We start from the raw sequence: 12,223 nt of genomic DNA on the forward strand, positions 1-12,223 counted from the left end.
AAGAAATTACTTCTTCGCCAGCAGTGCCGACATCCGTTTGATGCGGTCTTTTAGCTTTTCGCTCGACAATTTTTCCCGCAAACGATCGGTAATCAATGGAAAGGAAAAAGGGGTCGGTTGTTTGCATTGTTTCCAAATGATTTTTTGGGTGGCGATCCGTTCCAGGGATAACCGCAAGCGCCCTTCCTCCAATTGGTGCTCGAAGGTTTCGCGAAACGCTTGCTGAAAAAGCAGGTTATCGTCCTCAAAGTCGCGAAATACATTGAACAAGAGTTGCGAACTGCTTTGAAGATGCTTCATTTTTATACCCTTGTTCGGATAGCCCGTAAATACGAGTCCGCTAATGACCGCAATGTCCCGAAACTTGCGTCTCGCCATTTCGGTGGCGTTCAGGCTTTTTCCAAGATCATCGGAAATATACTCCGTAGAAAAGAGGTTGTTGTCGATAACCTCTTGTACGTCCAAAGCTTTGTCCGATAAGAGTTCAAATCCATAGTCGTTAAAGGCCAATGAAAACGTAATGGGCGACAATAAACTGATGCGATAGCCCAAAAGACTGCCCATGGCCTCATGTACAAAACGCCCTTCAAAAGGATAGAAAATGTAATGATAACCGTCGCGCGTTTTAAAACTTTCGATTAAAAATTCGTCGGGTTTTGGCACGATACTTTCCAACCGTTGCCGTTCAAAAATATGGGCCAAGGATTTTATTTCGGGCGATTGTTGCCGACCTTCCAAACTGGCGGTGTACAGTTCATTGCGAAGCAGTTCCGACATTTGTGCGGACAGGGTGAGGCGACCGCCCATCCAGCTCGGTACTTTGTTGGTCTTTTTGTTGGAATTGCGCACATGTACCTGCATTTCCTTGATGCGAATGAATTCCAGGTTACGGCCGGCAAAGGTGAACACATCGCCGGGAGATAGTTTGGAGATAAAATATTCCTCTATCGACCCGATATAACCGCCTTTCTGATACCGAACGGTAAGGTTCGCATCCCCTACAATAGTGCCGATCTGGAAGCGATGTCGCATAGCAATACCGCGATTGTCCACTTTAAAAAGGCCATCTTCCGTTATGGTCACCTTTTTGTATTCGTCATACGATTGTAGGCTTTGGCTTCCCATGACCAAAAAATTGAGCAACCACTGCCATTGCTCCTCGGTGATGGCCTGAAAGCAGAACGTCTGTCGGATTTCTGAAAAAATCTGATCGGGATAAAAACCGTCGGATATGGCCAAGGTCGTCAGGTACTGCAACAATACATCAAAGCTGTTGAGGTATGGAATACGATCTTCTACGGCCTGCTGCTTTACCGCTTTTTGCAAGGCCGAGGCTTCGATAAGTTCAATGGCATGTGTGGGAAGAAAATAGATGACGCTTTCTTTTCCCGGGCGATGTCCACTACGGCCCGCCCTTTGTAGAAAACGGGCGATTCCTTTGGGACCTCCGATCTGTACCACGGTCTCCACCGGTGCAAAGTCTACACCTAGGTCAAGGCTGGAAGTGCAGACCACTGCGGTAAGGCTTTCATTTCGGATGGCCTGTTCCACCCATAGCCGGGTCTCTTTGTTGATGCTACCGTGGTGCATGGCCAGCACCCCTGCATATTCGGGATGTTTTTCCAAAATTTGTTGAAACCAGATTTCACATTGGCTCCGGGTATTGGTAAACAATAAGGTCGTTTTGCTGTTGTTGATGATGGGGACCACATCCTCCAAAAGCCGAATGCCCAAATGGCCGCGCCAAGGAAAAGTTTCCATCTCCTTTGGGATGATGCTCTTGACGGTTATTTTTTTTCGTAGTTTGGCACGGATGAGTACAGCGTTTTCCAAGGCCGGCCCCGTAGGGCCCAACAAAACTTCCTTGGCCTGCTCCAAGTTTCCGATAGTTGCCGAAATACCCCAAATGCGCAAGTCTTTCGAAATGGTCTTGAGCCGGGAAAGGCCTAGCTCCATTTGAACCCCTCTTTTTGTACCCAATAGCTCGTGCCATTCGTCCACCACTACGGCCATACAATCCTTAAAAACGTTTTCGTAGCCCTTGCTGGACAATAAAAGTTGTAGGCTCTCCGGAGTGGTAATCAACAGATCGGGCATTTGGCGCTTTTGCCGGGCACGATCTTTTGTAGTGGTATCCCCGGTGCGGATACCCACCGTCATTTGTGTTCCCAGATCGGCGGTCACCCGTTCCGCCGATTGCTTTATTTCTTGCGAAAGTGCGCGAAGGGGGGTGATCCAAATGGCCTTGAGTCCCTTTTGGTGTTTGGTGCGGTACTCCGGATTTTTTTTGATATACGCCAAAACAATGGGGAACCAAAGGGCATAAGTTTTGCCACTGCCGGTGGGCGCGTTCAAAAGTCCGTTTTTTCCTTGTAGAAACGCCTTCCAAGTATCCTTTTGGAACGCAAAGGGTTTCCAGTTTTGTTGTTCGAACCAACCGTTCGCAATGTCGTACAAGGCTGTTCTGGTCATGTGTCTGCTAAAATGATACGGAAAGGTACTGATTAACTTTTAGCCCGTTGCCCCACTATTCAAAAACTTGATGGCGGCAGTGGCCTTGGGATTTTTTTATCAAATGTGGGGGTTGTAAATAGCAGCCCTCCATGGCTTAAAATAATCGGTTGGGAACAGCAGTTATAAACTTCAAAAAAATTATATTTGCCGAATAAAATTTGAGATATGTCGTTTTTAGATTTGTTCGATAGTGGTTTTAAACAACGCAATCAAGACCATTTTGCGGCCATCGTTAGGGTTGCGATGAGCGATGATGTGATTACCGATGATGAGCGTGCCTTTTTACAGCGTTTGGCGACCCGTTTGGACATCAGCGAAGAAGCATATCATACAATCCTTAAAGAGTATAAGACACACCCGATCAACCCGCCTACAAGCTACGATCAACGTTTGGAGCGGCTTTACGATTTGGCGCGCATGGTGTATGCCGATAACGTATTGGGCGAGAAACAAACGGGAATGCTCGAGCGATTGGGAATCGGACTCGGTTTTTCTACCGGAAACATTTCCTACGTGGTGGATAAGGCCCTAAAATTGGTAAGGGCAGGGGTAGATAAGGATAACTTTGTGGAAGAGATCAAAAATATGAACCGTTAGAGAACGGTACTGGAAATATGTTTTAAAAAGCGGTTTTAAAAACCGCTTTTTTTATGTCCGTACTTTACAAAACAAGTTCCGTCTATTACAGATTAGTTTTCCAGAAACTCCTGTAGTTTTTGTACCATTTTTGGACTTCCACAAAAGAAAGGGACCCGTTGGTGGAGTTCGGTAGGTTGCACATCCAAAATACGAATGTTGCCATCGGTCGCAAGTCCTTTTGCCTGTTCGGCGATAAAGGCCATGGGGTTGCATTCATATAACAGCCGAAGCTTGCCATTGGTGGAAACGCTACTTTTCGGATACATATAAATGCCCCCTTTGATCATGTTCCTGTGAAAGTCGGAAACCAAGGAGCCGATATACCTTGAAGTGTAGGGGCGATCCCCATCTTCCTGTTGGCAATATTTGATATAGTCTTTTACCCCCTGTAAAAAATGGACGTAATTGCCCTCGTTTACGGAGTAAATACTGCCGGTTTCGGGGAATTCCATATTGGGATGGGAAAGATAGAAAGTGCCTATGGCGGGATTCAGCGTAAAACCGTTTACCCCATCGCCGGTGGTATATACCAACATGGTAGAAGTACCATACACTACATAGCCGGCGGCCACCTGGTTTCTACCTGGCTGCAAAAAATCTTCCAAGGTTACCGGGGTCCCGACCGGGGTAACCCTGCGGTAAATGGAAAAAATGGTACCTACCGAAACGTTGACGTCAATATTGGAAGAACCGTCCAAGGGGTCGATCAATACAACATACTTATTACGGTGCTGCTCATCGTTACTGTTGATGCTTATAAAATCGTCTTCCTCTTCCGAGGCGATACCACATACAATTTCCCGGTTCCTAAGGGTCTGAATAAACTTTTCATTGGCCAGAACATCCAGCTTTTGTTGGTCTTCCCCTTGAATATTGGTGTCGCCCGCCCTTCCGATAATGTCCACCAAGCCGGCCTTGTTTACCTCGTGGTTGACGACCTTGGCGGCCAAACGAATGGCGTTGATCAGTTTCGAAAGTTCCCCGGAAGAATACTGGAACGACCCTTGATTTTCTATGATGAACTCCCCTAATGTGGTATTTCTGTTTCCAAGCACGGACAATGCGATTTGTTTGCCACAAATATCGGGTATTTTGTGAAACAAAGTAGGATTCCATTTTATTTCGATTTTTAAATTTATAACTTTGTGTTTTATTTGTAACAATTATGGAATATAGCATTCGGGATGCCCAAGTGGGCGATATGGAACAGGTGTTAGGGCTAATAAAGCAATTGGCCGCCTTTGAAAAAGAGGGCGATGCGGTGGAAGTGACGGTTGCCGATCTTCAACGGGACGGTTTTGAGAAACGGCTCTTCCATTGTTTTGTAGCAGAGGTCGCCGGCGCTATTGTGGGCATTGCCCTGGTATATCCCCGTTACTCTACCTGGAAAGGCCCGGTCATCCATCTGGAGGACCTGATCGTTGCCGAGGAAATGCGGGGCAAGGGATTGGGTAATGCGTTGTTGCATAAAGTGGTATCCTATGGAAAAGTGTTGGGGGTAAAACGCATCTGTTGGGAGGTATTGGATTGGAACGAACCGGCAATAAAGTTTTATGAGAAGCAAGGCGCACGGGTGATGCGGGATTGGGACGTGGTGCAGATGGATGCCAATGGTATGGCGGCCTTTTTAAAAGAGGTATAGCCCCAAGGGCCGTGGTTATCGATATGAATGGAAACAGCAAAAAACAGAAAATAAAGAAATGCGTGTATTTAAGTTTGGTGGTGCTTCGGTAAAGGATGCCGAAGGAGTTAAAAATGTGGTAAACGTATTGCGGCAAACCGGGCATGATGGCACCTTGCTGGTGGTTTCGGCAATGGGTAAAATGACCAATGCCATGGAAGCCGTGGTAGATACCTATTTCAATGATCGGGAACGATTGACTGATGAAATTCAGGAAATCGTGACCTTTCACGAGGCTATTTTGAACGATTTGTTCAGTAGCCCCCAACATCCGATCTTTAAAAAAGTAAAGGGACTGATCGAAGAGATACGCGGTTTTTTGGCCTGGAACAAATCCCCGAATTACAACTTTGTATATGATCAGGTGGTGGGCTATGGCGAGTTGCTTTCCACAACGATCATTAGTGCTTATTTGAACGATGTGGGCATTGCGAACGACTGGCTCGACGTGCGGGACTTTATAAAGACCGATGCCAGTTATCGTGATGTAAAGGTGAATTGGGAAAAGACCCAAGAAAACGTATCCAAAGGTATTGACAAGGGCACCCTATACATTACCCAGGGCTTTTTGGGTAGCGACGACAACAATTTTACGACCACTCTCGGCAGGGAAGGCTCGGATTATACGGCCGGAATTTTGGCCTATTGCCTTAACGCATCCGCCGTCACCATATGGAAGGATGTGCCCGGTGTGCTGAATGCCGACCCCCGCTATTTTGAGGAGACGCAGCTGTTGCACAACATATCGTACCGAGAAGCGATAGAATTGGCATTTTACGGCGCGTCGGTAATCCATCCGAAAACACTCCAACCTTTGCAGGGCAAGGAGATTCCGCTACACGTAAAATCCTTCATCGATCCGAAAGGCGCCGGTACCACAGTGGGTAAAGGCAAAGGCATTTCGCCACAGGTGCCCTGCTTCATCGTTAAAAAGGACCAAGTGCTGCTAAAGCTATCTTCTTTGGATTTTTCCTTTATCGTGGAGGATAGTATCAGCGAACTGTTCAAATTGTTCCATGAATACAAAATGAAGGTCGATCTGATTCAAAATTCCGCTATTAGTTTTTCGGTATGTGTGGACAATAAGTTCGGTAGGCTACAAGAGCTGTTACAGCTTTTAAAGGGGAGGTTTAAGCTCATACATCATGAGGGGGTTTCATTGTATACCATACGTCATTTTAACGAAGCGGCCGTTGCCAGTTTGCAAAACGGGCACGAAGTTTTGCTTGAACAACGCGGAAAGGAAACGCTACAACTCGTGGTGAAGTAATACCATTTTAGCTTTGAAATAGCACTAATAAATCGTTTCTTTTTCAGCTGTCCTTCGTTAAAAAAATATAACTGTAGCTAAGGCTATGCTAGATCCCCAGTCAAACTGGGGACAGGCTTTTTGCCTCGAACAACGAAAAAATAATTCAATTTCTATACGCTCGATTTCAAAGTTAAAATAGTATAAGCTGTTCGCACAGGTGTGAGCTATAATAAGCAGGGTGGAAGCGCTATCGCTGTTACCGAACGGTACCTTCGAGTGAGAAACTATTTCCGAGCACTCTATGTTGTTGGCGGTGGTATGATAAAGATGTGTTTTTTAGAAAGTACAAAATGGGCGCGACCTGTAACCTTTTTCCTATCTTAGCGGCATTCCTAATCTATCGTTTTCTATGGGTCTAGTGACCGCTAAAGAAGTAGCAATGGCCACCAAAATCGACAAGTTCGGTTTTGTGGGTACCTTTTTGGCCTGGTTGATTCTAAAAGTGACCAGAATTTCCCAAATGAACCGTACCTACGACAAAATGAAGCATTTGAAAGGCTTACATTTTGTCGATCGGATATTGGAAGAATACGAAATCGACTATGAAATACCCGAAAACGACCTGAAAAGGCTCCCCAAAGAAGGCCCCTATATTACCATAAGCAACCATCCTTTGGGTGGTATGGACGGTATTGTACTGCTGAAGTTGATGCTTACCCAGCGCTCCAACTATAAGGTAATGGCGAATTTTTTGCTACAACGCTTTGAGCCTTTGGCGCCCTATATTTTTCCGGTCAATCCTTTTGAAGATCGCAAAGAGGTCAAAAGCAGTCTTGCCGGATTTAAACAGGCCATGTTGCACTTACGCGATGGCAATCCCATCGGTATCTTTCCCGCGGGAGAGGTTTCCACAAAAAAAGAGGGCAAACTGGTAGTGGATAAAATGTGGGAAGAAGCGGCTATTAAGCTTATACGGAATGCCAAAGTACCGGTAGTACCCATTTACTTTCATGCACGCAATAGTAAATTGTTCTATCGCCTGGCGAGGATCAGTGGCGTATTCCGGACGGCGAAACTACCTTCCGAAGTATATACCCAACGGTACCGACCCATAAAGGTACGTATCGGCCAGCCCATTTCGGTGGCGACGCAGGCGGAGCAAGGTTCGTTGGAAGAGTTTACCGAGCTGCTCCGTAAAAAAACCTATATCCTTTCCAATGCGTACGAAAAGGAACGCTTGATCGATCAGCTGCCGACTACCTTAAAACTACCCAAACAGCCTCGAAAAATTGCTAATGCGGTACGAACGGAAGTCATCGAGGGAGAGATTGAAAAGTTGATCGAGAAAGATCGCCGTTTGCTCCAAAGCAAGAACTATGAGGTGTTTTTGGCCCCGGCCAATGAAATGCCGTTTACCTTGCAGGAAATCGGAAGGCAGCGCGAGGTAACGTTCCGTGCCATTGGCGAAGGGACGAATAAATCCATAGACATCGACAAGTTCGATGCGTATTACCATCACATGTTTTTATGGGACAAAAGCGCAAAGCTGATCGCGGGCGCCTACCGTATGGGACTGGGTTCCGATATTTTTAAGGCCCACGGTATCGATGGTTTTTATTTGCAGGACCTATTCCGTTTTGAACCGGAACTTTTTGGAATGATGCGGCAGTCCATTGAAATGGGAAGGGCCTACATCATAAAGGAGTACCAACAAAAACCCATGCCCTTGTTTTTGTTGTGGAAAGGTATCGTGCATACTACGCTCCGCCATCCGGAGCATAAGTATTTGATCGGTGGAGTAAGTATCAGCAACCAGTTTTCCAACTTTTCAAAATCGTTGATGATCGAATTTATGAAGAGTAACTATTGGGACCCCTATGTGGCGCAATACGTAAGGCCCAAAAAAGAATTTAAAGTGAAGCTAAAAGATGCCGATAAAGAATTTGTGTTCGATGAAACACAGGCGGATCTGAACAAATTCGACCGCATGATCGATGAGGTAGAGCCGGGAAGCCTTCGGTTACCGGTGCTCATTAAAAAATACATCAAACAGAACGCTAAGGTGGTCGCCTTTAATGTAGATCCGCTATTCAATAATTCGGTGGACGGTTTAATGTATATCAAAATTTCCGACCTGCCCGAGGGTACGGTAAAACCGGTAATGGAGGAATTTCAGGCCGAATTGGAACGCAAACTGGTAGAGAACAATAGTACGGGAGAAGAGGCGTCCTAGACTATTAAAATGGAATAATACCATCTTAACTTTAAAATAGCACTAATAAATCGTTTCTTTTTCAGCTGTCCTTCGTTAAAAAATATAACCGTAGCTAAGGCTATGCTTAGATCCCTGGTCAAGCCGGGGACAGGCTTTTTGCCTCCAACAACTAAAAAATAATTCAATTTCTATACGCTCGATTTCAAAGTTAAAATGGTATAATAACAGTGTTTACCGCCAACGGATGCTGTCCTGTTCGAGTTCGATCGAACCATCAAATTTGTACCGCTTATTGGAGTTCATTCCGAACAAAATTGCTACAAAACTCCCGAATCTCATTTCTGGCCTTTAAAAATGCGGTATGTTTTTCATCTTCCGAACCGGATACTTTCGATGGGTCGAAAAAATTATGGTGTATGCGTTGCGCATGGTCCGCCGGAATAAAAGGGCAGTTTTCTTTGGCGTGGTCGCAAACGGTAATAATGTAATCCCATGAAATTCCCTGATATTCATCTACATGATTACTGGTGTGTCCCGTGATGTCGATGCCGTCTTCACCCATGATAGCGACCGCCCCAGGATTTAGACCGTGGGTTTCGATACCGGCACTATAAATGGTGGCCAGGCCGTTTTGCAAGGTATTGAGATAGCCATGTGCCATTTGGCTTCTGCAAGAGTTTCCTGTACAGAGGACTAGAACGTTTTTCATTGTATTTTAGGTTTTACCGTAAAAGTTTCAAAAATAAGGAAACCACTTCTTCTATTTTTATTATCGCCCGTTTTTCAAATAAATACCGTTTTGGCATGCGCTTTAGTCGACTCCTATGGAATCGCTGCGGCGTTCGAACAGCAGGTTGTCCTTCCATTCGCCATGCAGTTTTCCAATACGTTCCCGTTTGCCGATGTAGCGAAATCCCGATTTTTTATGCAGCGCAATGCTCCCTTCGTTTTCGGGAAAAACACCCGATTGCAAGGTCCAAATGCCTTTCGCCTCACTTTCCGCTATCAGTGTTCGTAACAGTAGCCTTCCAATCCCTTTTCCCCGATAATCTTTGGCGGTATAAACACTTACTTCTGCAACACCGCCATACACGCATCTGCTGGAAACAGGCGATAGGGCAGCCCAACCAATAGCTAGTGTCTTATGGGTGGCCACCAGACGACACCATTCCAAATGGGCCTTATGCCACTCGGTGTACGAAGGGACGTTTTGTTCAAAGGTCGCCATTCCGGTAGCAATGCCTTCGGCGTAAATACGGGCGACCGCTTCCCAATCGTCGGGAACCATGTTGCGGACCAAAAAAGAGGATGTTTTCTTCATAGGAACTAGCAACACTGGAGTTTTATGCGATACGTATTCCAAAACCTATGGCCGCTTTTATGTGCTAAAAACAGATGTAAAAGCGCCATGAGTATGGCTCCGGGCATTAGTTGTTGGGCTATTGTTATAAAAAGACCGTACGCGTTACCCGATATGGGTCCGGTAACCATATATAGCGCCCCGTCCAAAACCTGCAATTTGGCCGTAAGCACCAGAACGATGACCGTAAAATGAAAGGCATTGGAAAACAGATGAACGATATATTCCCATTTGGGAAGCCCTCCCATAAAGCTTCTGCTCTCCGCTTCCGAATAGGCGTCTATCCCCAAGATCAAGGTGTCGACAAGAATTAATGCGATACCGACCAGAAAACCTACCGTACTGGTTTCGTTCAAAAAGACCGTCCAAACAATCAATGGGAACAAAAGGGCGCGAGCGGTATGGGTCAGATGTTCGAACCTGCTTTCTTTTCTACGAAAAAGCTCATATTTCCAGAGGTGTAGGTACACCCCATCAAAGGTGGCGAGTATTATGAACAATACTAAAAAACCGGAGGATAAATAAAAAAGGATTTCCATGCGTAGTAGTATTTAATACCGTTTCAAAGCTAAAATTGGTGTAATACCGTTTTAACTTTGAAATAGCACTAATAAATCGTTTCTTTTTCAGCTGTTCTTCGTTAAAAAATATAACCGTAGCTAAGGCTATGCTTAGATTTTTTGCCTCGAACAACTAAAAAATAATTCAATTTCTATACGTGCGATTTCAAAGTAAAAATGGTATACGGTGTTTCGTGACAGGCCTAGCAGCAACCGCTACCAGGCGCGCATTGCCCAGCGGACACGGTCGTTTTTTCGACTGGTATTCCACAGCTTTCCTTTGCTTTACAATCTGTGGGTCTGCTGCCCAATTGCACGGTCAATCGATCGGCGGTAACGGTAAGGTCGTGTACATACAGTTGTGCGGTATGAAAGTGATCGTTCCCGTATTCGAATTTTATTTCGACGTCGCGCTCCATCGGTTTTGCGGCATCTACCCGTTTTAAAATCTGTAACGCCTTTCGGGTACTCATATAGGTGAGCGCGTCTTTTTCGGTGGGACTCTCCCATAGTTGAACGACCGTTTCTTTCCAGAAATCACTTTTCCCTCCGCAATCGACCGTGTCTACGGTAACGTTTTTTACCTCCGTAATATGGTAGTTTTTACCCACCGATCGGTTGTTGGCATAGGAAAATACAAGACTCTTTTGAGGTGAGGTTTCCAGTAATGATAAAAATTCTTTTGTTTTCATCTGTTTATATTTATTGTTTTCTAATGGTCAGATGTAATTCGCCAATAATCATTTCGGTTGGTATCAAGAATGGTTATGGCTCATTTCATAGTAAAGGTTTTTGGGTCAACAGCAATTGAACTGCGTTTTTTCAAAGAAGGTGTTGAGCAGTGTTTGAATTTCTTTCCACCGTTCAAGGTCAATGCAATAACACACTTTTTTGCCTTCGATTTCTCCAGTGATCAGTCCTGCACTTTTCAGTTCTTTCAGGTGCTGTGAGATCGTTGGCTGTGCCAAGCCGATTTCGGCGACAATATCATTACAGATACAACCCCGTTGGTTGCTTATATACTGCAAAATGGCGATACGGGCCGGATGGGCGAGTACCTTAAAAAGGCTTGCCAGGCTATTTTGCCGTTCGTTGAATATTTGCGTTTTTGTTAAACCCATATTGTTATATTGCAATATTACGATTATGAAATCGAATAAAAAAGCCGGTGGATAAAAAAACCGACTTTTTAATGCTGTTTGTGTGTGCCGGTGATTTAGAACCAGGATTTGTTTCCTACTTGATAGGTATTGTAAAATTCCTCATCGGACTTGGTCAAATAAATGATACCTTCTATAAATCCGACGACCGCGGTCGCCGTTAAAATGAAGCCTCCAATAACGAAACATAAGGTGATATAGCCCACGATGGTCGCCCCCAACAACATAAAACCTTCTTTTTGATATCCCAATATAAACTTGTGCACCCCAAAAGAGCCTAAAAAAATGGCAAGGAGTCCTGCAAGTAACTTTTTATTTTCTCCCTCGCCCCCGCTAAATGCTTCTTTGGCGCTCTCTGTAAACTCGTTCGCCGTCTTTTTGGCCTCATCGGCAAAATCCTTGGTAGCCTCTTTGGCATCCTCAAACGTTTCGCTCGCCTTTTCCCCCAAATCGCTTGCGGTTTCTTTTGCTTTGTCAAAGGCGTCTTCTGCCTGATCGCCAAAGTCTTTTTTTTCTTCTGACATCGTTGTTTGTTTTGGTTGTTAAACGGAATTAAAAGTAGGGAATATTTTTAAGAGATGGACCACCTTCGATTCTTGTTCGGTCTTCAAGTCTGCTTTTTAGGGGAAATTGCTGGAAAACCGTTCGGTATTATGCTACATTCTATCCTTGTTTGATGCAACCCGCACTTTTCTGAGCGCTACTATTTTTGCGACGGTTCGTTTTTCTTCCACTACTGGGTTTCCTACCCCCATGCTTTCTTCCAACTAGGGCGTGTTAACACAAAATAGGTATCTTTGTTAAATGGAATTGACGGATACCCAATTTGAAACGATCAGCTC

Annotated in this window: 12 protein-coding genes; 4 read left to right on the forward strand and 8 right to left on the reverse strand. The window is 45.0% G+C overall.

Going from position 1 to position 12,223, the window contains the following annotated elements:
* Nucleotides 1-6: 6 nt before the first annotated feature.
* Complete coding sequence (locus tag ACRD7P_RS18785; protein WP_430909265.1) at nucleotides 7-2,472, reverse strand: ligase-associated DNA damage response DEXH box helicase; 2,466 nt, start codon at nucleotides 2,470-2,472, stop codon at nucleotides 7-9.
* Nucleotides 2,473-2,679: 207 nt separating this feature from the next.
* On the opposite strand from ACRD7P_RS18785, the gene ACRD7P_RS18790 reads away from it, so the two are divergent.
* The gene (locus tag ACRD7P_RS18790) at nucleotides 2,680-3,111 is read left to right on the forward strand and encodes a TerB family tellurite resistance protein (protein WP_430909266.1); all 432 of its coding nucleotides are present in this window, start codon (nucleotides 2,680-2,682) and stop codon (nucleotides 3,109-3,111) included.
* A gap of 92 nt (nucleotides 3,112-3,203) precedes the next feature.
* On the opposite strand, the gene fbp is transcribed toward ACRD7P_RS18790, so the two are convergent.
* The gene (fbp, locus tag ACRD7P_RS18795) at nucleotides 3,204-4,208 is read right to left on the reverse strand and encodes a class 1 fructose-bisphosphatase (RefSeq protein ID WP_430909276.1); all 1,005 of its coding nucleotides are present in this window, start codon (nucleotides 4,206-4,208) and stop codon (nucleotides 3,204-3,206) included.
* Nucleotides 4,209-4,318: 110 nt separating this feature from the next.
* Here fbp and ACRD7P_RS18800 point away from each other — a divergent pair, with 110 nt between their 5' ends.
* The 3 genes from ACRD7P_RS18800 to ACRD7P_RS18810 all read left to right on the forward strand — a co-directional run bounded on the left by ACRD7P_RS18800 (nucleotide 4,319) and on the right by ACRD7P_RS18810 (nucleotide 8,319).
* The gene (locus ACRD7P_RS18800; protein WP_430909267.1) at nucleotides 4,319-4,795 is read left to right on the forward strand and encodes a GNAT family N-acetyltransferase; all 477 of its coding nucleotides are present in this window, start codon (nucleotides 4,319-4,321) and stop codon (nucleotides 4,793-4,795) included.
* A gap of 58 nt (nucleotides 4,796-4,853) precedes the next feature.
* On the forward strand, nucleotides 4,854-6,104 hold the full coding sequence (locus tag ACRD7P_RS18805; protein ID WP_430909268.1) for an aspartate kinase: 1,251 nt from the start codon (nucleotides 4,854-4,856) through the stop codon (nucleotides 6,102-6,104).
* A gap of 391 nt (nucleotides 6,105-6,495) precedes the next feature.
* Entirely contained in the window at nucleotides 6,496-8,319 is a 1,824-nt protein-coding gene (locus ACRD7P_RS18810; protein ID WP_430909269.1) for a GNAT family N-acyltransferase, read from the forward strand.
* A gap of 271 nt (nucleotides 8,320-8,590) precedes the next feature.
* On the opposite strand, the gene ACRD7P_RS18815 is transcribed toward ACRD7P_RS18810, so the two are convergent.
* The 6 genes from ACRD7P_RS18815 to ACRD7P_RS18840 all read right to left on the reverse strand — a co-directional run bounded on the left by ACRD7P_RS18815 (nucleotide 8,591) and on the right by ACRD7P_RS18840 (nucleotide 11,905).
* Nucleotides 8,591-9,010, reverse strand: coding sequence for an arsenate reductase ArsC (locus ACRD7P_RS18815; RefSeq protein WP_430909270.1), 420 nt, complete (start codon nucleotides 9,008-9,010; stop codon nucleotides 8,591-8,593).
* Nucleotides 9,011-9,112: 102 nt separating this feature from the next.
* On the reverse strand, nucleotides 9,113-9,622 hold the full coding sequence (locus ACRD7P_RS18820; protein WP_430909271.1) for a GNAT family N-acetyltransferase: 510 nt from the start codon (nucleotides 9,620-9,622) through the stop codon (nucleotides 9,113-9,115).
* A 5-nt stretch (nucleotides 9,623-9,627) separates the two neighbouring features.
* Entirely contained in the window at nucleotides 9,628-10,200 is a 573-nt protein-coding gene (locus tag ACRD7P_RS18825; RefSeq protein WP_430909272.1) for a hypothetical protein, read from the reverse strand.
* Nucleotides 10,201-10,424: 224 nt separating this feature from the next.
* Complete coding sequence (locus ACRD7P_RS18830) at nucleotides 10,425-10,913, reverse strand: DUF6428 family protein (protein WP_430909273.1); 489 nt, start codon at nucleotides 10,911-10,913, stop codon at nucleotides 10,425-10,427.
* A gap of 105 nt (nucleotides 10,914-11,018) precedes the next feature.
* Nucleotides 11,019-11,342 carry an ArsR/SmtB family transcription factor gene (locus ACRD7P_RS18835; protein ID WP_430909274.1) on the reverse strand — a complete coding sequence of 108 codons (324 nt, stop codon included), beginning with the start codon at nucleotides 11,340-11,342 and terminating at the stop codon, nucleotides 11,019-11,021.
* 95 nt (nucleotides 11,343-11,437) lie between these two features.
* Nucleotides 11,438-11,905 (reverse strand): NINE protein, encoded by a 468-nt coding sequence (locus ACRD7P_RS18840; RefSeq protein ID WP_430909275.1) that lies wholly within the window; start codon nucleotides 11,903-11,905, stop codon nucleotides 11,438-11,440.
* Nucleotides 11,906-12,223: the final 318 nt, after the last annotated feature.

Origin of the sequence: Maribacter sp. 2-571, from assembly GCF_050589625.1 — a bacterium.
Lineage (GTDB): Bacteria > Bacteroidota > Bacteroidia > Flavobacteriales > Flavobacteriaceae > Pelagihabitans.